The sequence below is a fragment of the Pseudomonas sp. AC255 genome (assembly GCF_979258175.1).
On sequence record NZ_OZ409841.1, the window covers coordinates 3,022,569 to 3,049,528 of the forward strand.

27 protein-coding genes and 3 pseudogenes are annotated in these 26,960 nt (G+C 54.8%); 9 read left to right on the forward strand and 21 right to left on the reverse strand.

Annotated elements, in window-relative coordinates; genetic code table 11:
* The first annotated feature begins 37 nt into the window (after positions 1-37).
* On the forward strand, positions 38-253 hold the full coding sequence (locus ACZZ0K_RS13760) for a hypothetical protein (protein ID WP_041478566.1): 216 nt from the start codon (positions 38-40) through the stop codon (positions 251-253).
* Between the two features lie 82 nt (positions 254-335).
* Here ACZZ0K_RS13760 and ACZZ0K_RS13765 read toward each other — a convergent pair whose 3' ends face one another.
* The 3 genes from ACZZ0K_RS13765 to ACZZ0K_RS13775 all read right to left on the reverse strand — a co-directional run bounded on the left by ACZZ0K_RS13765 (position 336) and on the right by ACZZ0K_RS13775 (position 3,211).
* Complete coding sequence (locus ACZZ0K_RS13765; RefSeq protein ID WP_041478565.1) at positions 336-623, reverse strand: hypothetical protein; 288 nt, start codon at positions 621-623, stop codon at positions 336-338.
* Between the two features lie 174 nt (positions 624-797).
* The gene (rtcA, locus tag ACZZ0K_RS13770) at positions 798-1,823 is read right to left on the reverse strand and encodes an RNA 3'-terminal phosphate cyclase (protein WP_252869151.1); all 1,026 of its coding nucleotides are present in this window, start codon (positions 1,821-1,823) and stop codon (positions 798-800) included.
* Positions 1,824-1,984: 161 nt separating this feature from the next.
* A complete protein-coding gene (locus ACZZ0K_RS13775; protein WP_252883512.1) occupies positions 1,985-3,211 on the reverse strand; it encodes an RtcB family protein in 1,227 nt (408 codons plus the stop codon).
* A 195-nt stretch (positions 3,212-3,406) separates the two neighbouring features.
* Here ACZZ0K_RS13775 and rtcR point away from each other — a divergent pair, with 195 nt between their 5' ends.
* Positions 3,407-5,011, forward strand: a complete 1,605-nt coding sequence (rtcR, locus tag ACZZ0K_RS13780) for an RNA repair transcriptional activator RtcR (RefSeq protein ID WP_252883511.1) — start codon at positions 3,407-3,409, stop codon at positions 5,009-5,011.
* Positions 5,012-5,430: 419 nt separating this feature from the next.
* Here the strand turns inward: rtcR and ACZZ0K_RS13785 are convergent, their stop codons facing one another.
* Entirely contained in the window at positions 5,431-5,646 is a 216-nt protein-coding gene (locus ACZZ0K_RS13785; protein WP_252879812.1) for a hypothetical protein, read from the reverse strand.
* A 414-nt stretch (positions 5,647-6,060) separates the two neighbouring features.
* On the opposite strand from ACZZ0K_RS13785, the pseudogene ACZZ0K_RS13790 reads away from it, so the two are divergent.
* Positions 6,061-6,619: pseudogene (locus tag ACZZ0K_RS13790) on the forward strand (site-specific integrase); the annotation flags it as partial.
* A 100-nt stretch (positions 6,620-6,719) separates the two neighbouring features.
* Here ACZZ0K_RS13790 and ACZZ0K_RS13795 read toward each other — a convergent pair.
* On the reverse strand, positions 6,720-7,637 hold the full coding sequence (locus ACZZ0K_RS13795; protein WP_038364722.1) for a LysR family transcriptional regulator: 918 nt from the start codon (positions 7,635-7,637) through the stop codon (positions 6,720-6,722).
* A gap of 238 nt (positions 7,638-7,875) precedes the next feature.
* On the opposite strand from ACZZ0K_RS13795, the gene ACZZ0K_RS13800 reads away from it, so the two are divergent.
* From ACZZ0K_RS13800 to ACZZ0K_RS13815, 4 genes are all read left to right on the forward strand, one after another.
* Entirely contained in the window at positions 7,876-8,715 is an 840-nt protein-coding gene (locus ACZZ0K_RS13800) for a pirin family protein (RefSeq protein WP_038364720.1), read from the forward strand.
* 72 nt (positions 8,716-8,787) lie between these two features.
* Positions 8,788-9,867 (forward strand): alkene reductase, encoded by a 1,080-nt coding sequence (locus ACZZ0K_RS13805; protein ID WP_252879811.1) that lies wholly within the window; start codon positions 8,788-8,790, stop codon positions 9,865-9,867.
* 245 nt (positions 9,868-10,112) lie between these two features.
* On the forward strand, positions 10,113-10,901 hold the full coding sequence (locus tag ACZZ0K_RS13810) for an SDR family oxidoreductase (protein ID WP_258707897.1): 789 nt from the start codon (positions 10,113-10,115) through the stop codon (positions 10,899-10,901).
* A gap of 198 nt (positions 10,902-11,099) precedes the next feature.
* Positions 11,100-11,792 (forward strand): GntR family transcriptional regulator, encoded by a 693-nt coding sequence (locus tag ACZZ0K_RS13815; protein WP_224789881.1) that lies wholly within the window; start codon positions 11,100-11,102, stop codon positions 11,790-11,792.
* A 61-nt stretch (positions 11,793-11,853) separates the two neighbouring features.
* Here the strand turns inward: ACZZ0K_RS13815 and ACZZ0K_RS13820 are convergent, their stop codons facing one another.
* The 10 genes from ACZZ0K_RS13820 to ACZZ0K_RS13865 all read right to left on the reverse strand — a co-directional run bounded on the left by ACZZ0K_RS13820 (position 11,854) and on the right by ACZZ0K_RS13865 (position 22,501).
* Entirely contained in the window at positions 11,854-13,380 is a 1,527-nt protein-coding gene (locus ACZZ0K_RS13820) for a UxaA family hydrolase (RefSeq protein WP_038364712.1), read from the reverse strand.
* Positions 13,377-14,747: an MFS transporter gene (locus ACZZ0K_RS13825; RefSeq protein WP_150741514.1), complete on the reverse strand. Its 1,371-nt coding sequence runs from the start codon at positions 14,745-14,747 to the stop codon at positions 13,377-13,379. The genes ACZZ0K_RS13820 and ACZZ0K_RS13825 overlap by 4 nt, the downstream gene beginning before the upstream one ends.
* Positions 14,748-14,858: 111 nt before the next feature.
* On the reverse strand, positions 14,859-15,785 hold the full coding sequence (kce, locus tag ACZZ0K_RS13830) for a 3,5-dioxohexanoate:acetyl-CoA acetone transferase (RefSeq protein ID WP_007913166.1): 927 nt from the start codon (positions 15,783-15,785) through the stop codon (positions 14,859-14,861).
* Between the two features lie 50 nt (positions 15,786-15,835).
* On the reverse strand, positions 15,836-16,549 hold the full coding sequence (locus ACZZ0K_RS13835; RefSeq protein ID WP_463559149.1) for a 3-hydroxyacyl-CoA dehydrogenase: 714 nt from the start codon (positions 16,547-16,549) through the stop codon (positions 15,836-15,838).
* Positions 16,550-16,572: 23 nt separating this feature from the next.
* Entirely contained in the window at positions 16,573-16,797 is a 225-nt protein-coding gene (locus ACZZ0K_RS13840) for a 3-hydroxyacyl-CoA dehydrogenase NAD-binding domain-containing protein (protein ID WP_463559150.1), read from the reverse strand.
* Positions 16,798-17,119: 322 nt separating this feature from the next.
* Positions 17,120-18,340, reverse strand: coding sequence for an alpha/beta fold hydrolase (locus ACZZ0K_RS13845; RefSeq protein ID WP_252879807.1), 1,221 nt, complete (start codon positions 18,338-18,340; stop codon positions 17,120-17,122).
* Positions 18,341-18,405: 65 nt separating this feature from the next.
* On the reverse strand, positions 18,406-19,794 hold the full coding sequence (locus tag ACZZ0K_RS13850) for an MFS transporter (RefSeq protein WP_150741511.1): 1,389 nt from the start codon (positions 19,792-19,794) through the stop codon (positions 18,406-18,408).
* Positions 19,795-20,367: 573 nt separating this feature from the next.
* On the reverse strand, positions 20,368-21,345 hold the full coding sequence (locus ACZZ0K_RS13855; protein WP_252879806.1) for a saccharopine dehydrogenase family protein: 978 nt from the start codon (positions 21,343-21,345) through the stop codon (positions 20,368-20,370).
* Positions 21,342-21,743 (reverse strand): VOC family protein, encoded by a 402-nt coding sequence (locus ACZZ0K_RS13860; RefSeq protein ID WP_016980706.1) that lies wholly within the window; start codon positions 21,741-21,743, stop codon positions 21,342-21,344. The genes ACZZ0K_RS13855 and ACZZ0K_RS13860 overlap by 4 nt, the downstream gene beginning before the upstream one ends.
* Positions 21,744-21,757: 14 nt before the next feature.
* Entirely contained in the window at positions 21,758-22,501 is a 744-nt protein-coding gene (locus tag ACZZ0K_RS13865) for an SDR family NAD(P)-dependent oxidoreductase (RefSeq protein ID WP_038364691.1), read from the reverse strand.
* Between the two features lie 139 nt (positions 22,502-22,640).
* On the opposite strand from ACZZ0K_RS13865, the gene ACZZ0K_RS13870 reads away from it, so the two are divergent.
* Positions 22,641-23,534: an AraC family transcriptional regulator gene (locus ACZZ0K_RS13870; RefSeq protein ID WP_029240836.1), complete on the forward strand. Its 894-nt coding sequence runs from the start codon at positions 22,641-22,643 to the stop codon at positions 23,532-23,534.
* A 5-nt stretch (positions 23,535-23,539) separates the two neighbouring features.
* Here the strand turns inward: ACZZ0K_RS13870 and ACZZ0K_RS13875 are convergent, their stop codons facing one another.
* On the reverse strand, positions 23,540-24,004 hold the full coding sequence (locus tag ACZZ0K_RS13875; protein ID WP_150741509.1) for a nuclear transport factor 2 family protein: 465 nt from the start codon (positions 24,002-24,004) through the stop codon (positions 23,540-23,542).
* Between the two features lie 123 nt (positions 24,005-24,127).
* On the opposite strand from ACZZ0K_RS13875, the gene ACZZ0K_RS13880 reads away from it, so the two are divergent.
* Positions 24,128-24,511, forward strand: coding sequence for a winged helix-turn-helix transcriptional regulator (locus ACZZ0K_RS13880; protein ID WP_038364687.1), 384 nt, complete (start codon positions 24,128-24,130; stop codon positions 24,509-24,511).
* A gap of 14 nt (positions 24,512-24,525) precedes the next feature.
* On the opposite strand, the pseudogene ACZZ0K_RS13885 reads toward ACZZ0K_RS13880, so the two are convergent.
* The 5 genes and pseudogenes from ACZZ0K_RS13885 to ACZZ0K_RS13905 form a co-directional block, all read right to left on the reverse strand.
* Positions 24,526-24,853 (reverse strand): annotated as a pseudogene (locus tag ACZZ0K_RS13885) (hypothetical protein); the annotation flags it as partial.
* A 67-nt stretch (positions 24,854-24,920) separates the two neighbouring features.
* Positions 24,921-25,100, reverse strand: a pseudogene (locus ACZZ0K_RS13890) (IS66 family transposase); the annotation flags it as partial.
* Positions 25,066-25,287: a transposase gene (locus tag ACZZ0K_RS13895; protein WP_080750778.1), complete on the reverse strand. Its 222-nt coding sequence runs from the start codon at positions 25,285-25,287 to the stop codon at positions 25,066-25,068. The gene ACZZ0K_RS13895 and the pseudogene ACZZ0K_RS13890, both read right to left, overlap by 35 nt.
* A gap of 147 nt (positions 25,288-25,434) precedes the next feature.
* Positions 25,435-26,316, reverse strand: coding sequence for a LysR family transcriptional regulator (locus ACZZ0K_RS13900; protein WP_463559151.1), 882 nt, complete (start codon positions 26,314-26,316; stop codon positions 25,435-25,437).
* A gap of 84 nt (positions 26,317-26,400) precedes the next feature.
* Positions 26,401-26,937, reverse strand: a complete 537-nt coding sequence (locus tag ACZZ0K_RS13905) for a 2,4'-dihydroxyacetophenone dioxygenase family protein (protein WP_038364682.1) — start codon at positions 26,935-26,937, stop codon at positions 26,401-26,403.
* Positions 26,938-26,960: the final 23 nt, after the last annotated feature.

A 26,960-nucleotide genomic window follows, 5' to 3' on the forward strand; every position in this document is an offset into this window, starting at 1 on the left:
GAAGGTGGCCAGAGGAAAATACATCCAAGGAATGCAAATGAAAGATTTCGTCATCGGCGTCAACAACATCGTTCTCTACATCGCACTGGCGGTCATCCTGATCGTTTCCCTCTTCATGATGAGCCAGAGCTTTCTTTCGGGTCTCGGCATGTTCGTAGGCGGCACCCTGGGCTGGTGCATCGTCTCTGGCTTCTGGTTTGTGCAATCGGCGACCTACGAAGAACTGCGCAAGCTGAACTCGAAAACCAGCTGATCTGCGCCGAGCATTCGTTAAAGAAAAAGGCCAATGTCATCGACATTGGCCTTTTTATTTCAGCTTCGAAAGGACTGATTAGTCATTGCTTGGTGCACTGAGCGCCCAGTCCCATGCCCATGGAACCCAGGGCAACCATCGGGCCGCTCGGCAGTTCGCACGTATATTCGCCACTTTCGGTTTGCGCGGTGTAGAAGGTTGTATTGAAGTCGCTGCGGATATTTGAAACCTTGATTACGGGTTTGCCGATGGTGGTCTGTGCGCGATTCTTGAGATCACTCTCTCCCGGTTTGACGGTCTGGCATCCAGTAACTGCGAGCGCCATTGTTGCGAATAAAGCGAGAACCGGGATAGTCCTTGATGAGTTCATTGCAGATCGACCTTTTTGATTTTCATACCGGAGAAATACTGGCAATAACCTGCCAAGCGAAAGGACTTTAAGGTCGAGCCAGACCGGGGGCAATTAGGTCGGATGTGCTAATGGCTGAAGGCTAGCCTCACCTGCGATGAGGTTGTGCAACTGCTTTCCGGTTGCCGGCCGCTGTTAATCGGTTTGGAAAACGTCTACCCGCAAGCGATCGCCGCCCTCCTCTCGGCAATCGATACGGACCGGCAAAAACAGGTGAATGACTTCGATGTTGCTGCGCAGATGATCAGTCATGCGCGGCGTGGTGAACGATCCGCCACCGGCCAGCGCCATCGGCAACAGCAACTGATCGGCCAGATGCTCAGCGACCGCAGCATCACTGCGCAACCAGTCGACAGCCTGATTGATTGCGGCATCGGCCACCTTCTCGGCGCGTAACGACACTTGGCCAAATGCGCTGAACACCTCAGTGACATGCTCGAAAACGTACTCCAGCAATAACACATTGCCCGGGCCGCGTGCCGGATCAAGCGCCACAGGTTGCAGCGCCTCCTCTGGCCAGTTCAAACGCTTGGCCACCTGACTCAGCTCTCGCTGAGCGACAGTAGGTGCGAGACCTGCGGTCAGCGCCAATGCGCGTCGTGAGACTGCCTCGCCGCGCTCACACAGGTCCAGGCGCGTGAGGCGCGAGGGCTGCACCTTCACCGCAATTTCGCCACCGCCAGCCGGTACGAAACCATGACGCAGCAACTCCAACTCGACATCGCCGCCCATGCGCCGCAGCAGCGGCAACCAACTGCGCGACAGGAAATCCGTCGGCGGCGCCAGCGGATTATGCGTGCCACCGGAGATCGTCACCCGACTGGCCTTCGATGCCCGCAACAAGGCTGGCAGCAACGTCTGCAGCACCAGCGTGCAGCTGCCGGCCGTGCCGATAGCGAACTGAAAGTCGCCGCCGCGAATTTCGCCCGGTTCGAAGCTCAGGCCTTGCGACCCCAGATGCGCACCAGATATCTGTGCACCACAAACCTCGCCCGCAGCCATCACGGCTGTCAGGTGCTGACGCAGCAATCCCGGACGACTGCGTCTGGCGCGAATCTGTTTAATGCGAAACGCCCGACCTGTCACCATCGACAGGCTCAGCGCACTGCGCAACACCTGGCCGCCACCGATGGCACCGTCCAGTTCGATTATCTCTTTCATTGCAAATCCTTACGCGTATAGCCCGACGGTGTCTCTGAGGTACCGTTAAACCGTCGTGGGTCTTCCTGAGTTACGATCAATATTGATAATTCGCGCTTCAGCTCAGCCGCGATGAACCGGGGCAGCGCCGGACGCAGAATTCTCGCCAGCACTGTAGTTCCTTAGCCTTTGACGCACACCACCTGACGCAGGGTGTGCAGCACTTCCACCAGCTCACGCTGGGCGTGCATGACTTTGTCGATGTCCTTGTAGGCCATCGGAATTTCGTCAATCACCGCTTCGTCCTTGCGGCACTCCACATGGGCGGTGGCGCGGATCTGATCGGCAACGGTGAAGGTATTCTTGGCCTTGGTTCGGCTCATGGTGCGGCCGGCGCCGTGGCTGCAGGAACTGAACGACTCTGCGTTGCCCAGACCGCGAACGATAAAGCTCTTGGCGCCCATCGAGCCCGGAATAATCCCCAGTTCGCCCTTCTTCGCTGACACCGCGCCTTTGCGGGTAATCAGCACGTCCTCACCGAAATGCCGTTCCTTCTGCACGTAATTGTGGTGGCAGTTGACCGCCTCCAGCGCCACTTCGAACGGCTTGCGGATGATCTGCCGCGTGGCCTGAACCACCGCACGCATCATCAGTTCGCGGTTCTGTCTGGCGAAGTCCTGCGCCCAGCCCACCGCTTCCACATAGTCATCAAAATGTCGGCTGCCTTCTTCGAAATAGGCCAGGTCACGGTCCGGCAGGTTGGCAATATGCTGACGCATATCAGCTTGGGCCATCTGGATGAACAGGTTGCCGATAGCGTTGCCGACACCGCGCGAACCGCTGTGCAACATGAACCACACCCGGTTGGCTTCATCCAGGCACACTTCGACGAAGTGGTTGCCACTGCCGAGCGTCCCCAAGTGCCCACGGTTGTTGGTGTTGGCCAGTTTCGGATACTTGTCGGTGATCAGTTTGAAGCGCGGCTGCAACCCCGCCCAGGCCTGATCGGCTTGCTGAGGAATCTCATCCCAGGCGCCTTTGTCTCGCCGCGAACGATTCGAACTGCGGCCATGTGGCACCGCTTGCTCGATGGCGCTACGCAGTCCGTGGAGGTTGTCCGGCAGATCCGAAGCCATCAGCGATGTACGGGCAGCGATCATTCCACAACCGATGTCGACGCCCACCGCTGCGGGAATGATCGCGCCGACCGTTGGAATAACGCTGCCGATGGTTGACCCCTTGCCCAGGTGCACATCCGGCATCACCGCCAGATGCTTGAAGATGAACGGCATTTTTGCCGTGTTCATCAACTGTGCGCGGGCTTCGTTTTCAACCGGGACACCTTCGGTCCAGAGTTTGATGGGCTTGCCGTTGGAGACTTCGAGAAGCTGGTAGGTTTGGTCTTTCATATCTTGGTGTCCATGTTCGTTTCCATCAGCATTGCAGCCGCTGTGCCAGCTTTGGATGCGGCCATGGTTGTTTCTGCTATGTTTTTGATTTTAATAACTTTTATCTCTGATTGGACGAGGCTCGATAATCTATGAAAGACAAATCCGGCTAGCAAAATTATCATTGCATATCGTCATTTATCTTATGAGATAAGCATGCCCAACAAACGCACGGTCGCCATCGGATTTATCGGAGCCACCCTGGATCGTGTCGGCAAAGGTGCCAGCCGTTGGAATTATTGGCGACCAAGCGTAGGTCTGTGCCAACAAACAGAACTCCCTATCCATCGGCTTGAATTGATTCACGGCCTGGACGCGCGCGACGTCAGCCTCGCCGAGCGTGTCCGAGTGGACATCCAGCAGATTTCTCCGAGCACCGAAGTGCGCCTGCATCCAATGTCACTGCGCAATCCTTGGGATTTCGAAGAGGTGTACGGCGCACTGCACGACTTCACCACTGCGTACAATTTTGACACTGAGCACGAGGATTACCTCGTCCACATCACCACCGGCACCCACGTCGCACAGATCTGCTGGTTCCTGCTCACCGAGGCGCGCTATCTGCCAGCCCGGCTGATTCAGACCTCCCCCGCCAAGCGCAAGAACGATAACGAGCCCGCCTGCGGCACTCACGCGCTGATCGATCTCGATCTGTCGCGCTATGATCGCATCGCCTCACGCTTCGCCAGCAAACGTCTCGAAGGCCTCGAATTTCTCAAGTCCGGCATCGCCACGCGCAACCCGGCCTTCAACCGCTCCATTGAACAGATCGAGCGCGTAGCCCTGCGCTCAAAAGCGCCCATGCTGCTGATCGGCCCGACCGGCGCCGGCAAATCCTTCCTGGCGCGGCGCATCTACGAACTCAAACGCAATCGCCATCAGATGCAGGGACGCTTTGTCGAAGTCAACTGCGCCACTTTGCGTGGCGACGGCGCGATGTCGGCCTTGTTCGGCCACGTCAAAGGCGCCTTCACCGGCGCGCAAAACGCTCGCGATGGCCTGCTGCGCGCCGCAAACGGCGGCATGCTGTTTCTCGATGAAATCGGCGAGCTCGGCGCAGACGAACAAGCGATGCTGTTAAAGGCAATCGAAGAGAAACGCTTCTTCCCGCTGGGCTCGGACAAGGAAGTCGAGAGTGATTTTCTGATAATCGCCGGCACCCACCGCGACCTGCGCAGCCGCGTCGCCGAAGGCCTTTTTCGCGAGGACCTGTACGCAAGGATCAACCTCTGGACATTCGACCTGCCCGGCCTCGCCGGCCGCCGCGAGGACATCGAGCCAAATATCGATTTCGAACTGGAACGCCACGCGCGCGAACATGGGCAACGCGCGCGTTTCAATCTCGAAGCACGCCGACGCTACCTGGCCTTCGCCAGTTCACGTGAAGCAGCGTGGCTGGGCAACTTTCGCGAACTGTCTGCGTCGATTACACGGATGGCGACTCTGGCCGACAGCGGACGCATCGATGAAGCGCAGGTAGATGATGAGATCGATCGATTGCGATATGCGTGGGGGTTGGCGCAACCCACTGCTGTATCAACTGAGTTGCCGGGAGATAGCGATAGCATGGACCTGTTTGATCGCTTACAGCTGAAGGCGGTTATAGAGGTATGCCGGCAGGCGGACAGCCTGTCCGATGCCGGCCGACAGCTGTTCGGTGTTTCCAGGCAGGCCAAGGCGCAACCCAATGATGCCGATCGCTTGAGGAAGTACCTGGCGCGGTTCGGACTTGAATGGGGCAAGTTAGTGGACACGAAGTGAAGCACAGCGCTCTTGATCACACTGCTTCAATGATTACTGTAGAAAAAATGAATTAGCCGCCTGATCTCTCGGTCAAGAATTATGAACGCAGTAAATCTGACGAGGTGACAGCAATGACTATCCAGGCAGAGACACTCGTACAACTGACCGAAGCGCTCCAAGAGCGAGGCATGAAAATGGTCTCAGACGTCCATTTCACCCGCGCACCCTATCGATACAACCATCGCTGGATCTGCATCGTTGAGTGAACATGCTTGTTGCCGGCGCCTGGATCGAAGCTTCCAGCCGCCGGCGCCGCTCGGCTTCGCCCACCCAAGCCCAAATAACCGTCTGCGCCCGGGGATGTCGATAGAGGGTTGGGCGGCAATAAAAACCCGGCGCGATGGCCGGGTCTCGTGAACTATTACAATTGATCGGGCTTACTTAGCGCCGCCATTATCTCGGCCCGTCTGGGCGTCCTGATCAGAGCCAGGATTGCCGGGTGGCGGATTCCAGTCCTCTGGTCGTTCGCCGGTACCCTGCTTCGGCTCAGAATCAGCCTGCTCCAGGCCGGAATCATGACCCTCGCCAGAATCAGGGGTTTGTTCGTCTGGTCCCGGATATGGCGCTTCAGGGCCATTGTTGTCGTCGATCATCATTCTCTCCCGTCAGTGGCGCAGGGGCTGCGCTTAATAAGTAAGAGAAGATCGGCGCACAGAGAGTGCTATTTGGTCGACGAGCGGACTTTCTTACTAATCCAAACACTTGGTGATGCGAGTCGCAGGCGTGATCGAGTAGCCCCGCAAATCTCACACACATGAAAAAGGCCAATGCTGTGAACATTGGCCTAGATCATTGAAAAATATGGTCGGGACGGAGTGATTCGAACACTCGACCCCTAGCACCCCATCTCCTTTTTCATACTTCTTAAAAGACTCCAGAATTTTATTGTGGATTTTTCAAGGCGAGTATTTACGTGAGCTCCAGCGGTGTTCTGCTCTACGAGAGTCCAGTAACGTCCATCAAGAGCCGACGTTTTTGTGGGGGTAAAAGTAGGGGGAGTCTGTTTCATGGCCAAAATCACCATCAAAGAACTTGAAGCACTAACTGCCAACGATGCCGGCCGAATCCTCCGGGAAGATGGCGATCTAGCCAGTCGAATTGCAGTGCACAAGGACGGCGCGTCGGTCAGCTTTTTCTATCGCAATCGGTGGGGCGGGCAAAACAAAGAGTACGCCTGCGGGTCTTGGCCGCGCAAATTACTGACGGACATCCGCAAGGTACGCAACCAAGACCGAGCGCTCACCGATGAGCAGATCAATCCCAACGAGCATAAGAAAACCGTCAAGGCATAGACATACGCCGCTGCTAACGTAGAGGCCGAACAAGTAAAAACGACGAAGGTGCAAACGCTGACCGTCCAGGACCTGATCAAGGCCTGGCTGTTGGATGGCGTCGCGCGTAAAGATGGCAACTCAGTTGGGCCAGAAAGCGCCAACTTGGCGGGCCTTGTTGGTCGAGGGCAATCCGACGGAACTGGTCGACATCACCCCACTGACCCCTGTCGACTACGAAGCCGAAAGAAACCGCTTCCTTTCACCGGCGGAGCTGTTGGAACTGCACAAAAAAGGTGTTGAGGACGGGCGCAGGCACTTCCTGACTTTTCACTGCATCCCTGCCCCCTTCTTTCGAAGACAACTGCTTGAACGATACTTGGGCAATGTGTTGATCAGGAACGAGCCGTCACGGGGAATTCTTGACCCTCTAGCTTCTCCATAACCAACTCAATGAATGCAGACACAGCTAGCGGCAAATGTTGCCGACTGGGGTAAAGCACGTGCAGGCCGTATCCGGTTCTATGGTACTGCGGAAGCACAGACACAAGGCGCCCTGTCTGAAGATCAGACTTTGTCATGGCGGGCGGCAGCAAGGCAATTCCTAGCCCGGCCAACGTCGCCTTGCGCAAAGCTTGGGCGGTGTTTCCATTGAAACGGCTAGTGACCCGCACTTCTTCCGCTGCACCATTTGGCCCATGGAGAGTCCAGGTAGTGACGCCACTAGGATGACCAAAAGTTACACAATCATGATTGACCAAATCTCCAAGCGAATCAGGTACGCCTCTTTTTCTGAGGTAATTCGGGCTGGCCACCAGACCTTCGTTACCAGCTCCAAGGAGTTGGCGACCCACATATCCTGAGTCTTGTAACGCTCCGCCTCGAAACGCAATGTCGATACGATCAGCGATCAAATCGGCGCGTGCATCACTCAGCACAAAGTCGACGTGTACCCGTGGATGCGCCTCGAGAAAATCGGCTACCCACTCCATAGGAAAGAAGTCGAAAAAATCAGCCATTGCCGCAATGCGGACGGTGCCACTCGGCTCTTGGTTTCCTGTCATCAGCTGCTCACCAGCGTCAATCAGTCCATCCACGGCTCCACAGCATCGCTCGTGAAAAGCCTCGCCAGACTGGGTGAGTGTGAGCTTGCGCGTGGAGCGCTGCAGCAGCCTTGTACCGAGTTGAGCCTCAAGCTGTTGAACCCGCCGGCTTAAGGTGTTTGAGGGCATTCCAAGCTGCCGTGCTGCCTCAGCGAAACTACCGCTGCGCACCACTTTTACAAACAATGCGACGTCATTCAGATCGATCATCTTGCTGCCACCCACTCCAAAAATGGATCAGTTCAATCCAATTATGCCATCTAATAAAGCAATCAATAGACGCATATCCTTCAGTCATTGCTGCAGCTGACCTTCACTTGCCGGAATCTCCTGCGGGCTGACCGTCAAGGCTTTTCGGCATCACTGAGTTCATCCACATCCAGTCCAGGCAGCCGGAACTCCGCTCGACGACATCGTCTGTCGGCAAGGGAGAACAAAGAGAAAACATATGACCGCCACCGTAGTAGTTCGACCACGCGCCATTGTCCATCGTACTGAAGGAACCACACATGGCCCCATAACGAGGCTTATGAGTCCAGGTGATCTAGGAGAGCTGTTGAAACCGTTTATTTTCCTGGACATTTTCAGTCTGAACGCCAGTGGTAGTAAGTCGAGTTTTGGCATGCATCCGCACTCAGGAATCGCAACGGTTACCTTCATGACAAAAGGGGATGTCTCTTATGAGGACACCACTGGGGCGACCGGTCTACTGCTCGCGGGTGGTGTTGAATGGATGCAGGCCGGCAATGGGGTGTGGCACGACGCTACGCTAGCAAGCGAGTCCGCAATACAGGGATTCCAGCTCTGGGTGGCATTGCCGCCGCCGCTTGAAAACGCTCCCGCGATGAGTACCTACCTTGATCCGTCGCAAGTTCCACAAGTGGGCCCAGCACGGGTACTACTGGGACGTTACGGGGCAGCCAAAAGCCTGATCGAAGTACCGAGTGAAATGAACTATCTCGCCGTGAGCTTAAAAGACGGTGAGCACTGGCGTTACACCCCACCGTCCGGTCACAACATTGCCTGGCTCGCGGTTAGTTCAGGAAGTCTGGATGCAGGAGGGTTGGTCAATGTCGGCGAATTAGCTGTGTTCGAAGAGTCAGAGCACCACATCAACTTCATCGCGAAAGGCGATTGCTCTTTCGTGATGGGCTCGGCGGTAAAGCATCCGTACGACCTGGTAACAGGTAACTACTCGGTTCACACGAGCAAGGCAGCTCTGGCGCAGGGCGAAACGGAAATACAGCGGATTGGTACACGGCTGCGGCAGCAAGGACGGCTCAACTAGCGCCGCTCAACCCGGCGTGAAAATCATCTCGACGATAACTATCCAACACCCCAAATCATACTGAGGCACGTCATGACAGTGAGCAATCTCAACCTTCTTTTGTCCCCCACCCGAATCGCCAACCTCCCCCTGAAAAATCACATGGTGATGGCGCCGCTGACGCGAAGCCGGGCTGGCCAAGGCGATGTTCCAACTTCCACAGTAGTCGAGTATTACCGTCAACGTGCAAGCGCCGGCCTGATCATTACTGAGGGTTCCCAGGTCTCGGCTCAAGGCAAAGGCTACATGAGAACACCGGGCATTTTCACCAACGAGCAAATCGCCGGCTGGAAACACGTGACCGACGCCGTGCATGCAGAAGGCGGACGGATATTTCTCCAGCTCTGGCACGTTGGGCGCCTGTCACACTCCCTGGTACAGATCGATAATCAGCTGCCGGTAGCCCCCTCAGCGATCAAGGCTGATGGCGAGATCTACACGCCTGAAGGATTGAAGCCTTACGAGTCGCCACGGGCTCTGAGTCTGCATGAAATTCCTGGCGTGATCGCGGATTTTCGCCAAGGTGCTGAAAACGCGAAGCGTGCAGGTTTTGACGGTGTGGAAATACATGGCGCGAACGGTTACTTGATCGATCAGTTCCTGCGCGATGGCACCAACACCCGAACCGATTCATACGGCGGCTCTGCAGAAAATCGCGCTCGGTTTCTTAAGGAGGTTGTGGAGTCGGTCATCGAAGTATTCGGGGCTAGCCGCGTGGGCGTTCGCCTGTCGCCGATTTTTAATTACTTCTCCATGAGCGACAGCGATCCCCAAGCGACTTTCAACTATGCAGCGAAAATGCTCAGTCGCTACGGGCTAGCCTACATTCACGTAGTAGAAGTCGGTGCGGGTTCATTCGACTTCAGAGAACTGAAGCGTCGTTTCGCAGGCACCTACATCGCCAATGGGGGCTATGACGCGGAACGCGCAGAAACGTCCCTCAGAGAAGGAAATGCTGATCTGGTGTCCTTTGGCACTGCGTTCCTGGCCAACCCGGATCTGGTAGAGCGATTCGAACAGGGTGTCGCATTGAATGACGCAGACCCGTCCACCTTCTATCAGGGTGAGGAGCGAGGTTATACGGATTACCCGAGCATGGCCCAGATCCGATAACGATGTAGTGCTGAGGTAAGCGCAGTCGCCGCCGGCTGCCACTCGCAGAGTAATCGGGCCGTAGATTGCAATGCTGAACCGGGGTAGGAGTCTGCGCCCTCCCCGGTAATTCACCTGCAAACCTGCGGCAAGCCTGTCTTGACAAATAAACTGTGATCACATATCACTTAATGAGGTTTTCTTGTCTACGCACGCCGTAGCCACGAAAGAACTCATGAACAAAAATAAGACAGGACGCATTAGCTATGAACGTGATGAAGCGGCTGACACCCTATACCGGATTGAGAGTTTTGATTTCCGGTGGGGCAGCAGGCATTGGCGAATCGATCGCGGCTGCATATCTCGAAATTGGGGCAAGAGTCCATGTATGCGATGTAAGTGAGCAGGCGATCGCACAATTTCGTGAGCGCTATCCAGAGGCTTTGGCCACATTGGCCGACGTCTCCGACGCTGCTCAAATTAAGCGAGTCTTCGAGATACAACAGGATTGGGTGGATGGGCTCGATGTACTTATCAACAATGCAGGCATAGCAGGGCCGACCGGCGGAATCGACAAAATTAGCGATGCAGAATGGGAACAGACAATAGACATCAATCTCAATGCGCAGTATCGCTTCGCTCATCATGCTGTCCCCCTCCTAACGAAGTCAGAACACGCACACATCATTCATATTTCATCGGTCGCGGGGCGCTTAGGCTATGCCTGGCGGACTCCATACGCCGCGGCCAAGTGGGCCATCGTTGGTCTTATGAAGTCATTGGCAGCCGAGTTGGGCGAAAAAGACATTCGAGTCAACGCACTGCTGCCAGGCATCGTCGAGGGCCCGCGCCAGGATCGCGTCATCAGTGATCGCGCCAAACAGTTAGGCATTTCAGAGCCGGAGATGCGCCAACAAACATTGAAGAAAATATCATTGCGCCGGATGACTCCACCCGAAGACGTGGCAGCAATGGCCTTATTTCTATGCTCTCCTGCTGCTAACAATGTGACAGGACAAGCGATCAGCATCGACGGCAATGTCGAGTATCTTTGATTAGTCAGACCTACACGTCTCGCCACCGACCTTGGTAGCGAGACGATTATTGCGCGTGTGCTAGAGAGCTCGTTTCTCCCGGATTCCGTCACTTTCTTTACCGACACATCCGTGATCACAGTTGTCTCATTTTCCTATGCTGGCTGATCGAACCTGCCTATAATTCTCGCCATGAACCTATCCACACTCGTAACGCCCATGATCCGCCAGACTCTCAGTGCGGACGTTTATGCCCAGCTGCGTGATCTGCTGATAAGCGGACGCGTTATGCCTGGGGAAAAGCTCTCGCTCAGATCTATAGCGGATGCTCTTGGTGTTAGCGTCATGCCAGTGCGAGAGGCTGTTCACAGGTTGGTCGCCGAGCAAGCGCTTGAAATGGCGGCTAATCGATATATTCGCGTTCCTGTACTGACAGTCAGCCAATTCCGGGAAATCACCAGTATCCGGTTGAATCTGGAGGGGCAAGCTGCAGCTCGTGCTGCGGAACTTGTTGATTCGCAGGCGCTGGCTGAGATTGAAAAGATACACGAGGCATTTTGCGCAGAGTTTGCAAAAGGCGCTCCCGATGAGTCACGGCTGATTACGCTTAACAAAGAATTGCATTTCGCAATTTATAATCAGGCGGACATGCCCATCCTGCTTCAGATAGTTGAGTCCCTGTGGCTGAGAATAGGGCCTATCATCAACTATGACCTACGATCTGGCACTGAGCGTGTGGTTCAGCGAGTGCAAGCCAGTCATCACGCAGCGATGGTTGATGCTTTAAAGAAGGGTGACTCCGTTGCCGCCTGTGAATCACTGCAAGATGACATCAAAAGTGCTGCCGAGTTTATCCTGAATACAGGGGCGCTGATCGTTGCCGATGCGCACAAGCCTGTCGAAGTTGATTAACCTCATCAACAAGGTTTAAAAAAAGGCGCCCTGATATCAGGACGCCTTTTTTGTTCGCTCATTACATCTGAGCGCCGATCATCCAAGGCACTGTTTCTTCATTGCCGACGCCCAACGCCTCGCTTTTGGATTTTTCTCCAGAAGCCACTCGTATGAGCATGTCGAAAATCTCTTTACCCTTCGATTCAAGGGTGGCATCGCCATCCATGACATCCCCGCAGTTGATGTCCATATCATCCTTCATGCGAGTGTACATTTTGGTATTCGTCGCAAGCTTGATCGAAGGAGCAGGTTTGGCGCCAAAGCACGAGCCGCGTCCGGTGGTGAATGCAACGAGGTTTGCGCCGCTGGCGATTTGGCCAGTGGCTCCCATCGGGTCGTAGCCAGGTGCATCCATAAACACCAAGCCTCGAGCTGTGATTGGCTCGGCGTAACGGTACACCCCCATGAGTGCGGAGGAGCCGCTTTTGGCAACTGCGCCTAAAGACTTTTCAAGAATGGTCGTCAGGCCGCCAGCCTTGTTGCCAGGTGTGGGGTTGTTATCGATGCTGCCTTTTTCGCGGTCTGCGTAGCTTTCCCACCATTTGATAAGGTCGACGATACCTTGGCCAACCTCACGGGTTGCAGCGCGACGAGTCAGCAGGTGTTCAGCGCCGTAGATCTCCGGCGTTTCGCTAAGGATGGCCGTTCCACCTTGCGCTACGAGCATATCGACAGCCACGCCGAGGGCGGGGTTGGCCGTGATGCCCGAGTATCCGTCTGAACCGCCGCACTGGAGCGCCACGGTCAGGTGCCGCGCCGAGACCGGCTCGCGTCGGCACTCGTTGGCAACCGGTAGCATCGATTCCACGGCGGCAATGGCGGCATCCGCTGCGTTACGGGTTCCGCCAACGTCTTGGATGACCACGGGAGCGATAAGCTTGCCGGTCTCGATGCCCTGGGCCATGAACAGCGCCCCCATCTGATTGGCTTCACAGCCAAGGCCGATGACCACCACGCCAGCGAAGTTGGCGTGCTTGATGAACCCGCCTAGCGTGCGCCGCAGTTGGTTCACCCCCTCGCCATTGTGCTCTATGCAGCAACCGAAGCTGTGGGTGATCGGCACCACACCGTCCACGTTTGGGTAAGCATCCAGCACACCGTTTCGCGAGAAGTGTTCAACCACCATTTTGGTAACAGTGGAGGAGCAGTTCACAGTGCTCACTACACCAATGTAGTTTCGAGTTGCTACTCGCCCGTCAGCGCGGACGAAACCTTGGAATGTCACAGGAGAGGCTGCAGGCGACGCGACTTTGGCATCCTCGCCGAACGCGTAGTCTCGCTCGAACGCCGCCATCTCCAGATTGTGCGTATGCACGTAATCGCCTGGCTCGATGGATTTAGTAGCAAAGCCAATGATCTGGCCATAACGCAGAACAGGATCACCTGGGTTTACGTGTGCAAGGGCGATTTTGTGCGCTGCGGGCACATCGGCGAGCACCACGATATTACCGAACTCCGTGACCACGGTTCCTTGAGGTATCGAAGCGCGTGCGATTGCAACATTATCGTCGGGATGTAGTTTAAGTGCCAGGGATGTACTCTTCATTTTGTCCTCGCATTATCAGTAATACACGGCGCAGCCTGGGGCAATACAATGTTGTCCCGCGTTTTTGTAGTAATCGTTTCTTGTGCCTGACGTAGTTTCAAACTCAGGAATGCCGCGAGCGTTAAAAGAGCCGCTACAATAATGAGTCCATTCTTCGTACTCCCAGTAGTTTGTTCAACGAATCCCAGAAGTGAAGGACCGAAGAAACCACCAGTAATACCAAAGGTATTCACTAACGCCAGACCCGCCGCCATACCTGCTCCCGCCAGTCTTGAACTGGCAAAGAGGAATATCACAGGCTGAACAACGAAAAACATCGATGCCGTAAGAGTGAATCCTATTAGAGCTATCAGTGGAGTGGTAAAGGCCGCGATGGTCAATCCAGCCGACATCAGGAGCAGCCCACCGAACATTATTTTGCGTGAAACCTTCGGAGTAGTTGCATACTTTGGAAGAAACGCTGCCCCGAGTGCTGCTGCGATCCATGGGATTGAGTTTAACAATCCTATTTGTAACGATGACAAGCCTCCATACGTGCCAATGATGCCCGGCAAGAAGAAAATTACCGAATACACACTAACTTGGTGGAGGAAGTACACCGCGATCGCAAGCCAAATCTGAGGAATTTTAAGAACGCCCTTAAAAGAATGACCTACATTGCCGGAGGCGATTTCTTCATCATGTTCTTTCTTCAGAACTTGCTCTACTTCAGTGACTTGTTCCTTTGATAGCCAACTTGCCGTAGATGGGCCGTCCGGAAGCTTTCGCCAAATCACGACGGAGAATAGAACAGCTGGAATTCCCTCCAAGAAGAACAGCCACTGCCAGCCGTGCCAACCCCAGATTCCATCCATCTCTAACAGCAGCCCGCCAACCGGCCCGCTGATGATGTTCGCGAGACAGACCCCGATTAGAAAATAGCCACTGGCTCGTGCCCTTTGCTCACGACCAAACCAATAGGTTAAATAGAGCATTACACCTGGGAACAATCCGGCTTCAGCTGCGCCCAGTAGCGCGCGGGCAATGTAAAACGTAGTCTCATCGGTAATGAAGGCCATACCGGCAGATAACAGTCCCCAGGTGATCATGATCCTGGTGATCCAGAGTCGTGCCCCTACCCGGTGCATGATCAGGTTACTGGGTACCTCCATGAGTGCATAGGTAAGGAAGAAGAGCCCTGCCCCAAAACCGTAGGCGGCAGCGGAAATACCCAAGTCTACTGCCATGTGTGTTTTGGCAAGTGAAATGTTAGTTCTGTCTAGAAAGCTTATAACGTAAGCAAAGATTAACATCGGCATTAGTTTGCGAAACATTAAAGCGTTCAGCGACTGTCCCTTTTGTATTTTTGTATGGGTCGTAGCTAACATGGTTCATTTTCTCCTCATGAGGATAAGTTGCTAAGGCTCGGGTGTTGTGCCGCGACCTTTAATTATCAAAATATCCTCTAGATAGACTTTATAGGGGGTGAGTGCCCGCGCTTAGAAATTGACGTTATCGCCACCTTTGAGCTTCAGGATTTCCCTCGCGTCAGCAGGTGTCGCCACTTCAAGTGAAAGCCCTTCGAGAATTTTGCGCATACGCGAGACTTGGTCTGCGTTGCTTTTTGCCAATTGGCCCGGCCCGTCCCAAAGCGAGTCTTCAAGACCCACACGCACGTGCCCTCCAAGCGTGGCTGATTGAGCACCAATGCTCATCTGCTGCTTTCCTGCTGGAAGAACCGACCACTGATAGTCATCTCCGAAGAGACGATCAGCTGTGCGACGCATATGCAGGACATCCTCAGGGTGACCGCCGATACCGCCCAAAATGCCGAAAACCGATTGGATCAAAAATGGGGGTTTGATGAGGCCGCGATCAATAAAATGTGCAGCGGTGTAGAGATGCCCAATGTCATAGCATTCGATTTCAAAACGGGTACCGTTCTCACTGCATGACTCGAGGATGTGGGCTATGTCGGTAAATGTGTTTTTGAAAATGCGGTCATGGCTGCCGGCGAGGTATGGTTCCTCCCAAGCGTGTTTGAACTCCTTAAACCGATTGAGCATTGGGTAAAGACCCATGTTCATCGTGCCCATGTTCAGTGAGGCCACTTCCGGTTTGAACTGATGTGCTGGACGAAGTCGATCTTCAAGCGACATTGTCGGTGCGCCACCTGTAGTCAGGTTGATCACCACATCGCTAGCCTCTTTGATAGCCGGCAGAAACTGCTTAAACAGTTCCGGATCCTGAGAGGGGCTGCCATCAATTGGGTTACGAGCATGTAGGTGAACAATAGAGGCGCCAGCCTCAGCTGCCCCAATCGCCGCTTCAGCAATTTGACCTGGTGTTACCGGCAGGTAACGGGACATGGAAGGTGTATGAATTGCGCCGGTGACCGCGCAAGTGATGATGACTTTACGAGCCATGGTGACCTCCTGGTTACTTTTATTTTGGTGTTCAGGATGAAGTGATGCCGTCAGGAATTTGGTGCTTGACGCTTGTGCGCAGCGAGAGCCATAAGGCGGCGGTCACGCCAAGCGGATCGCAATGCAATGCCTTCAAGTTCAAGTTTTTGGCGGCGCTCGTCATGTACTCGGGCGACTGCTGATTCCGACCAGTCAAAAGCATTTTCGGAATTGATCGTTTCGCGATTTTGCTGACCGTAGCGTTTGGCATAGTCAGATACGCCGGCAGGGGCGTTGAGATCGATAGTTTCGAAGGGGCCCATAAATGACCAGCGGAGGGCGAGTCCATCTTTGAGCACCCGATCAATATCCTCCGAGCTGGCAAAGCCTTCCTCATGCAATTTGAAGCATTCGTTGAGGACTGCTGCTTGGACTCGGTTCAACAAGAAGCCGTGGATCTCTCGGGATAGAACGACAGGGCTCTGCCCTGCTGCGGTGTAGATCTCATGCGCTCGAATCATCACTTCAGATTCTGTCCACGGCGCAGGGCAAAGCTCCACAAGAGGAACTAAGTAAGGTGGGTTGGTAGGGTGTGCAACTACGCAGCGCCCCCGACCTGGTAGATCTTTAGTGAACTCGGAGGCCGGTAACCATGAAGTTGAACTGGCAAGAATCGCGTCCTTGGGCGCCAACGCATCCATTCGACTGAAGATATCGATTTTCGCCTCTACCGTTTCCCGAACGTTTTCCTGTACGAGCACTACATCACGTAGCGCATCAGCCAAGTCGGGAACGCAAGTAATGCGTGTCAGTACGGTGAGGGGGCGTCATTAAGAAGATCGAATTCTGCGAGCTCATTAAGCCTCGCTTCGATGTAGGCATGGCTGTTCTGCATTGTCTGCAGATCCATATCGTGTAAACGCACCGGATGTCCTGCCCGAGCAAAAACAATCGCCCAAGCTCTCCCAATCAGGCCCGCGCCAACGATTGCAATGGGGCCACGCTCTGTCGCAGATGGAGTTGTACTTCGCATGATGTTCTCCAAATTTTGTATTTATGTTTAGGAGTAATCGTTTGAGCGGTTGGTGAACAATGCTGACGCTCAGATGTTCGCTCTGAGACAGATGCTATCTACTGTGATCACAGATCACAAGAAAATAATTCTGATTGTCTGACGATCGGCTATGCAAAGAATTCGAGAGTCGAGATGGCACCTGCAAGCGGCATGAGCCTCAGTGGGTCGGCGCGCTTCAGGTTTTTGTGCGGGAATAGAAAAGGGTTTTTCGGGATTGAACCTTCGCGTTAAATAAACGCAGAAAAGCCCGCCTGACGAGCGGGCTCCTCAATCAGATCTTTCAGCCTGCGTGGCCGTGACCCGCTTCACGAAGGAAAGCGCGTACCGTGTCACAGAACTCCAATGGGTTCTCAGTCATTGGATAGTGGCCAGTACCTGCGAGCACGGCGATCTTACTGCCGGGAATGCGAGATGCTGTCTCCTCAACCTTCTCTTGGTACACCAACCAATCCGCGTCACCGCGCAGAAGTAAAACAGGCGCTTTGATCTTTCCAACTTGTTGCCGCTGATCAAAGTTCGCATAGCCTGTGAGGTCACCCTTCATCACCTGCGGCGTGGTTCGCGAGATCTGCCACACCACCTCCCTCGCACGATCTGGTGGAGTGCGATTGCCCGTCATCGAACGAGACCAGGCACCGATGATCTCTGGCCCATTCATGAGCAACATATCGAGGAAGAACTCGGAAACCGTCGGGGTAAAGTCTGCCCCTTCAGCTGAAATGATCGCGCTGTACGCATCGGGCCGACGTGCCCCCAATTCCAGCACCAGATTGCCACCCATCGAGCATCCCATGATGGCGGGTTTCTCAAGTCCCAAGGCCTCCATAAGGTGCTCATTGAACTCCGCATGGCGAGTGAGGCTGTGGAATGGGCCTGATTCGGGTAGCTCTGATTTGCTGTGCCCGGGGGCGTCAATTGCAATGACGCGGAACTCATCTGAGAGACCGTCCAAGACGTGCCTGTACATCAGAGAATCTTGTGATGCTGCGTGGAAGCAAACGAGTGGACGACCCTCCCCTGATTCTTCGTAGTAAACGCGAATTCCATCAACAACAATGTACCGTCCTACCGTCTCTTTCCCCGACGGCTTAGGCCCGGGAGAGTACGAGACTGGTGGGTTATTATTGGCTTTCCCTACACGCTTCATTGCGTCGAACGCGCGGGCCATCACATCTACGTACTGCCATGCAGCGACCACGTTGCCCTCAAGCTCAAGTTTTCCCAATCCTGGGGACAACGCTTCAAACCAGTCGATCTTTCCGTCAAGAACGCGCTGCCACTCATCATCAGCACCAGACACGATGATGTCAGCGCCCAACGGGCTTCCTTCCGGGTAAACCGCAACGACTTTACCGGCGAGAACCGCTAGCGTTGAGAAACCTGTGCTGTGCTTGAATTGAATGCGCCCATCAAAATAGCGAGCAGCGGCAGTCCAATCAGCATCACCGTTTAACTCGTCGGCGAATTGGCTCAACCATTTGGCATCTTTAATAAGGGTCATGACTTTCTCCTAGCTTTAGCAATCCCCAAGGGGATTTTCTTGTAAGTGCAGGTACGATCGGTTCGTTACAAACCCATGTTGCAAGAGGACTTCGATACCAGCGCCTTGTCGTACTTAAGGAACCAGCCGGTAGTTTCTCGGGTGAAGAAAATGGTGATGATGGCCGCCAGTACCATGAGACCGGAGATAAAGTAGAGCGCGTAGTTGTAGCCCGCAGCCTTCTCAAAGCCACCACCTGCGCCGATGAACATCCCGATCACGAATGGCCCAAAGCCACCGGCGTAAATACCGACGTTGACGATTGAGCCCGCCAGGCCAGTCGTGCCTTGCTTCGCAGAGTCAAACGCAATGGCATACAGCAACGTGTAGGGCGCGTTCATCGCGAACCCAGCAAACAACTGAATCGCGATAAGCCAAGTCAGACTGACGGATGAGTATTTGAAGAGGTACATGCCCACCGCAAGCCACGCGAAAACAAGCACTAGGCAAAGTTTTCGGCCTGCACGGTCTGAAATCCATCCCCAAACGATCTGGCCGATACCACCGGTGATCGTGAAGAGCACCGAGTAAGCAGCTGCCTCTGCGAAGTTGTAATGGGCAACAAAAGCCAGGTACTGAGGTAGCCAGAAGCTGATGCCGAAGTAGCCAACGATTGCAAACATCGAGATTAGAGCGATAGCGGAGATGTTCGGATTTTTCATTGCGGACTTGAACGCACCTTTGGGCACCTCCACCACACCTTGTACCGCTTCCATTGATGGAGGGGTCTCACCCACCGCTTGAGCGTGTTCAACAAAAGACTCGTAACGCTTCTTCGTACTGAACCACCAGTAGGCCGAAAAGATGATGATCATCGGTACTGGGAAAAGCAGGAATGCCAAGCGCCAATTTTCCGGGCCATAAGCGTGGAGTAGAGCACTGATCGCTAAGCCACCGATCAATGTGCCCCAAGGGTATCCGGTGTGATGAAGTCCTAGGGCGAAACCACGGCGCTCCTTCGACCACCACTCGGACAAGGAGGTGACTTCGATGGCTTCGCCAGCACCGCCAAATGCGTGAGACATCACTTGCAGCGCGACAAGCACTCCAAGCGAGCCAGTCAAGAAATTGAGGCCGGTCAGAAAGGTGAATAGCGTGTAAGCAATCACGATTGGCAGGTGGCGGTATTTACGCATCCATCCCTGACCGCCTTTATCAGCCCAAATCATGCAAGGCACGGCTATCAAAGATGTAGCGATCGTGATGAACGCGGCAAGCAATCCAGTCAGCTCAGCGCTTGTCTTGAACTCGCTGGTGATGGAGGGCAATACCATAAAGAACATCTGGCGGGAGTTGGCATCCATGGCATACACGAGCCACAAAAGAGCCATCGCGCCCCACGAGGCTGCACCTGCTCCTTTTGGCACACGATTGACCGCAGGTAATGCTTCGATTTTGTCTTGAGCAAATCCCATGGGGATATCTCCGGGTATTTATTTTTATTCTCCGGCTGAGGATCGGTGTTTTGCACACATACGCCTCAACATCCGAGATGATCCAGCACTTGTCGTACTGCTCACCATGGACAGAGGTTATGGCTCAATTTCAGGGCTGAATATAGCTGGCAAAGCACACCTGCTGTGACCGCCAGGAACAGGTCAGTGGCACAAAATGAGAGAAGCGCCAGCGAAGCATTTGGCTAAGTAAATACTGGGGAGTAGGTCTCAAATTTTTGAGAGCTCTGTTGGGCACGGATCAGGAGGGGAAATTACAGAGAGGTGGAGTATTGGCTCCCTTGTGCAGGAGCCAAAGTTGCAAGCTTGCGCGGAGGTAGAGCGAAAGTAAGCGCGGGGCCGTAGTGGCTGTCAAGGTAAGCGTCCGGCTAACTCACCTTCCAAAGTCCAGCATTAAGGGCGATGGTGGCCGCGTATTTTAAGCGGGCGCGATGACCCTTATCTCCCAACGCCTGATCGCCCACAGTCGCCCCTTAGTCGTTGTTTTTCGATTAATAACGTCAGGGCAGCATTCACTCGGCTGCCCAACTCTGGCTAGAAATCGGTGATTGTTGTACCGGCTACGGTTTCGGCGAAACCGACGCCGAGCAGGTGTGCCGGGGTTTCAAAACCTGCACGCCGTTCCCCGCTCAGCACTCGGCGTGCCGCCTCAACCGCCGCCAGCGGTGTGTAGGTGTACCCGTTGACGGTCTCGATCACCGAGCGGGCCACGCTGCTATCTGCATCCACGACCTCGGCCACGGCCAATGCTCGATGCGCCAGACGCTGCTCTTCACTCGGGCCTTCCGGCAATAGCGAGAGGTCGCCCTCGGGAAACGCGGCATCCGGGATGTGCACGTACACGGCTATGTTAGGGATACCTGTGGAGCGCCAGCCCGTCACCAGATCCCCGAATGACAATGGCACACACAGCTTTGGGCCAGCGCCAAAATCAAACTCGCGGGGAGGCTGGTCGGGGGCTGCCACGAGTTCCCCTTCAATACGCACCAGAACCCCTGCGCCGATGATCTCACTCACGCTTGATGCCGAGCCGCGAGACATGGGGCCTGCCACTTGCAGCGCCAATTTCAACGATTGGGGTCGTTCAACCCTGGCTGCGACATGCAGAGCCAGGCAGTCGGTCGGCACCACGTCCCAGCCAACGCCAGGCAACAACATGACACCCGCTTGCGCAGCTTCGAGATTCAATGACTCGGCCAGCCGGTAAACGTTTATCTCTGCGGTGATGTCGAGGTAGTCCACACCTGTCCCGATACAGGCGCGCATCAAAGGCTCTGCGGTATATGCGAATGGCCCGGCGAAATTCAGCAGCACGCTGATACCGTCCAATGCGTCTGCCGTCACATCTTCAGCGCCAAATACGCGAAAAGGCAGCTCCAGTTCGGCGGCCAGAGGCGCCAGCCGGTCAGCGCTACGGCCTGCCAAAATCAGATCCAGGCCCACCGCTTTGGCGCGCTGCGCAGCCATGCGTCCGGTGTAGCCGGTCGCACCATAAATCATCAGAGTTTTCATTGGGCGTGCTGCCAGTTCTTGTAAACGAATTCGAGGCTATAGCCGTCCGGGTCGAGGACATTGGCCGCGTAGTAGTTCGGGTCGTAATGCAGACGTGCGCCGGGAGGGCCATTATCTGTTGCGCCTTGGGCGATCGCCGCTGCATAGGCGACATCGACCTCGGCACGGCTATTGGCGACGAAACCTACGTGCACCGCCTGTCCCTCCACTACCCCTTCGCGCAGCCAGAAGAACATTCGGCCATGGGCGCCAAAGCCCTTGAGGTCAGGATGACCAGGAGGCCCGTCCTTGCCGTCGTAATCCAGACGCGCCGTGATGCCAAGCGGCGTCAGTGCTGCCTCATAAAAGTGTATCGAGCGCTTGATGTCGCTTACCGAGAGAAAAATATGATCGAGCATGGAGCCTCCATGATTCAGATGATGTAGCCGCCTGCGACTTCGATGGTTTGCGCGTTGATCCAGGCGCTTTCCTGAGAGAGCAGCATCGCAATAACACGAGCGACGTCTTGCGGCTCGCCCACCCGGCCCAGTGCTGTCTGACCGGCTAGCATGGCTTCAAACTCATCGTTCAAACCGCCCCCCAGCTCAGTACGAATGGCACCAGGCGAAACCGCATTGGCACGAATACCGCGCTCACACAATTCTTTCGCCATGTAGCGGGTCAGCACTTCGAGACCGCCTTTAAATGCGGCATACGGCGCGACCCCTGCTGTCGCAACGCGTGTTGTGGCACTGGTCAAGTTGACGATGCTCGCGCCATCTTCAAGTAGCGGCAGCAGCGTTTGAGTGAGGAAGAAAGGCCCCTTGAGGTGCACTGCGAACAGACCGTCGAATTGCTCCTCGCTGACTGACTCCAGCGGGTTGAACAGACCGTAGCCTGCGTTATTTACCAGACCTGCCAGCGTGTTTGTGCCCCAGGTAATTTCCAGAGCGGAGACCACGGCATCACGAAATGCAGCAAAGCTTGAGGTGTTACTCACGTCCAGCCGCAGCGCAACCGCCTTGCCGCCAGCTGCCTCGATTTGCCGGACGACCTGGTGAGCTGCATCAGGATTCTGGTTGTAGGTAAGGATGACGCCCATCCCCCGTTCGGCAATATGGAGAGCAGCGCTGGCGCCGATGCCGCGACTGCCTCCGGTGATAACGATGACGCCCATGGTGCACTTCCCGTATCGATGACTTGAGCCTCCACAGTAGAGTCCCCGGCTATCCAGAACGTGGCCATTCCTACTCGAAACCTGCCTGTTTCTGCTTTTTGCTTGCCAAGTCCCAAACGAGACGGGCAGGATCCAGCCCATGACCACACAATTGAATGAACTGCGAGCCCTGACCTCAAGTGCTGAAAATCGGCGCACTGAGACAGGAATTCCCAGGGTAGCCATGGTGCAGGGTGAGATTCCCGAGCACATGCTGGCCGCCGTCTACGAGCCGATGATCAACCTGATTCTCCAGGGCAGTAAAACCATGACCGTCGGGGAGCAGACGTTGCACTATGACCCGGCGACGTACTTCGTGATGTCCATCGAGCTGCCCGCCGTGGGCACAGTTCATCCGGCGTCGACCGGAGAGCCTTATCTCGCGGTAAGCCTGACGCTCGACCCGGTGGCGCTAACCACGCTGCTGGCCGACCTACCTCTTCCGGCTGATCGCCATGACCAAGATCCGGGTTTTTCAGTAGCGCCGGTCACGCCTCAGTTGATGGACGCTTGGGTGCGCTTGCTGCGCTTGATGGGTGACCCGCAAAGTATCGCCGCCCTGGCGCCCGCATACGAACGCGAGATCCTCTACCGCGTACTCCAAGGCCCTCACGGCTGGATGCTGCGTGAAATCGCCGCGCCGGACTCTGCGATGGCCCGCGTCAATCAGGCCATTCAGTGGATCCGCCGCGACTTCGCCGAATCTATTCGGGTAGAACATATGGCAGAGAAAGCAGCGATGAGCGTTTCGGCATTTCACCGACACTTCAAGGCGGTAACCACGCTGAGCCCTCTGCAATATCAGAAACGTGTACGCCTGCTTCAGGCTCGCACCCTTATGGTTGCCAACGCCAGAAGCGTCACTGCGGCTGCCTTTGAAGTCGGGTATGAAAGCAGCACCCAGTTCAGCCGAGATTACGCAAAAGTCTTCGGGCTACCGCCCTCACGAGACGCTGCGCGCATTCAGCACGAGAGTAAAGTTTCAAGGGCCTGATCAGATCAAATACCGGCGAGGACTGCGGGATCTCCCGTCCGCCAGACGTTGTCCACCACGATGTGCTGAATGCGCCAGGTTTCACCCTGCCTGACCAGCTTCACGTCGTAACGGTTTTTCATGAGATAGGAACGGGAGTGATCAGTTTTCAAAACATGTTGGGCTTCTACCAACGCATCCAGCACCGCCTTATCCCCTTCAAGGGTGACGCGGGGATTGTTCACAGAGTGCGTGGTATCGACTTGGCTAAGTGACGTCATGAGGGCCTGTACGATGGTGTCACGACCTTCAAGAACAGGGTATTCGAAACCGGCTTTGGCTGCTGCGGGCCGGAAATCAGAAGCGGCACTATCTGTAAGCACCGAGGCCATAAGCCCGGCATCACGAAGATCAATACTTGCAGCGTAGTCATATAAAGCTTCGGCGACTGCAAGCTTGTCAGCGGTTTCTTGATCGTATTGAGAGGACATGGCTAACACCTTAATTTAAGTAAGGCCTCAGGGTATAAGATGCGAATCAAATAACAATTACGCACTTTAAAGTAATCAGGTATATCCAAATACACCACATGCGCGAGCGCGGGGGCGTGATCCATGATTAATACCAACATCGACATATCAAGCGGGACGGCCAGCTGTCCAAGCCGCTATTTGTTGGATCAGATCGGTGACAAGTGGACGATGTTGATTCTCACGACACTGTGTGAAAAGCCGCTTCGCTTTAACGAACTGAAGCGGTGCCTGGACGGTATCACTCAAAAAGCGCTGACCCAGGCGCTCAGAAGACTCGAACGCAACGGGATCCTTGCGCGCCGTGTCATACCCTCTTCACAAGTTGGGGTGGAGTATCGAATCACGCCGCTGGGGCGGACACTGGAAGAACCTTTCAAAGCTCTACATATCTGGACGATTGTGCATCTGGCGACAGTCGTTAAGGCGCAATTGGATTTTGATGAGCGCGAAGCAGAAGCGGAATGACACTGCTGGATCACTCAGCTCACAGCTGCAAACATGCCAGCGATAATCCTGGCATCGAGCAAAGCGTGGTGTGGCAACTCCGCACCTTCGCGGGTTGGCTGGAGCGTCGTTGCATCGGTAGGAAAATTACGAACGATCCTGGGCTAGCGTCCGTCCTCATAAACCAAGTCGCAAAATAAGCTCCCAGTCGTAATTAGGGGCGTCAGTGAAGATCTCGACTTCTTCATTGAACGACGTCAGAAATCCGAGCGGCGTTGACCTAGCGCCAACAATGGGCCGTGAGTCCCTCCCGCCCCATAGCTGCTGGAGCACGATTTCCTTAACGAACTCACTACAGTCTTCTTATCGCGTAAGCGTCCGCCCACCTCGCCTTGCGTAAGTCAGGCCGGCCCCCACTGATGCGGCAGCAGCTACGCGCATGTTCCCCGGCACGACTGCGGCTGAAGTCATACACAACTGCTTTCAGTGCCGAAAACGGCGTCGTGCTGTAAGCCCAGACGTAGGCCCGGCGGTTTTTCTTCTCGCCTGGCGTAAGTATTTGAACCGGCGTTTCGTCAGCGTGAATCACGCCCTGGTTCAGCACCGCTTTTAGCGGTACGAATGCCGGTAGTGAAGTCGCTGGAGGGCTGGTCTCGATAGAGCGGCATCCATTTGCGGACGACGTTGGCATTGATGCCGTGGTTGATGGCGACACTTGATACGATTGCGCCAGGTTGCAGGCATTCCTGAACGACTTGGGCTTTGAATGGTTTCGGATAAGAGCTTCGTTGGCGCATGGAAATCTTGGCGATGAGGGTGATCGCGTCCGCTTAAAAATACGCGGACACCATCGCCCTTAAAATTTGAGTTCGGAAGGTGAGTTCGCCGGACGCTTACCTATCAATTCGCTTCGGGTAGCCATCTCACGACCTTCCATGGATGTGCTATCCATTTTTTTGGAAAAACTCGATGAAAACTCGGATGCGGGGACTTAGATGTTTTCTATCCGAGTAGAGCAGGTAAATAGGCTCTAAGATCTCCGCTTTGTACTCGTCAAGCAGGAGCACCAGCGATCCGTCCTGAATGTCTTTTCCAATATGGAAATCCGCAAGGCGGACTATACCCGCACCTGATTTGGCCATATCTCTCAGCAGCTCACCCTGGGTAAAGGATCCTCGAGGCTTCACAGGGGTCGTCACACCTAGGCCATCTTGGATAAAGGCCCATTTGTTCCAAGGGCTGGCAAAACTGAAGTTAAAGCATCGATGATTCATCAGGTCTTGTGGCTGCTGCGGTGTTCCATACTTTTCCAGGTAGTCAGGTGAAGCACATAGCAACCATTCACATTCGCCTATCTTCTTTGCGATTCTGGAAGAGCTCGGAAGAATCCCGCTATGGATGGCTATGTCCAATCCCTGCTCGAACTGGTCAACGAACTGAGCGCCTAACTGAATCTCGACATCAAGACCGGGATAAGTGTCGAGGAATTCCGGCAACCAAGGCACGATCTGCTGCTTCGCAAAAGAGGTCATCGTGTGTATGCGAAGCGTGCCACTGACCCTTGAAGGAAGCCCTTCTGCCAGAGAGTCAGCTTCACTCATCGCCTCAACCACAGCTTTCGCACTGCGCAGATAAGCAGCCCCCTCCTCCGTCAGAGTGAGGACTCGGGAACCCCTCTGGAAAAGTCGAACCCGAAGCCGATCCTCTAGCCGTGCTATCAATTTACTGATGGCCGACGGAGTCATCTCATGCGCCCTGGCGGCAGCAGAAAAACTTCCGCACTCTGTTGACCAGATGAAGGCTAGCATTTGGGAGTATTGATCCATTTCGGTACGCTCCTTACGCGACTGAATCTACCTGTTTTTCTACACAAAAAAACGCGCCGTAGCGCGTTCTTTTTTGAACCAAAATCAGCGAATGAACTGCTCGATATAATCGTCCGGCAAGCCCAAATTTTTGTAATGACTACGGGCAGCTTCCAGTTTGGTGAAAACGTCTTCATAGCCAACCGCGATACCCTGTGGGTCGACGTAAGTGTAGCCACCCTGAACGTGGAACCAAGTAATCATTTCTTCGACATCTTCAGGCACGAACAGAGTGTGCGTCTCCCCTGGCGGCTCGAATGCAAAGGAGCCTTCATCAGCAACCCAATCGTGTTCGAGGTAGTACCAACGCCCCTTCAACACGATCGCATGTACTGCACCTGAGTGGCGGTGACGAGACAAAACCCCGCTCTGCCGCACTCGGAGCAAGTTGATGTAGTACCCACCGCTAACGCTCAGCAGCAGTGGTTTGAAAGATACTGACTTGGTGACAGGCACCCAGAGATTATCGTCTTCGAGCCAAGTGGTCATAACGCCTGGATGCACCATGTCTGGAGACATGAAAGGCACCTGCGGCAAAGCATAAGGAATGGCAAGTTCATCAGGTTTAACGGGCGTATTCATTATAATTTCTCTCAACGTGTGAC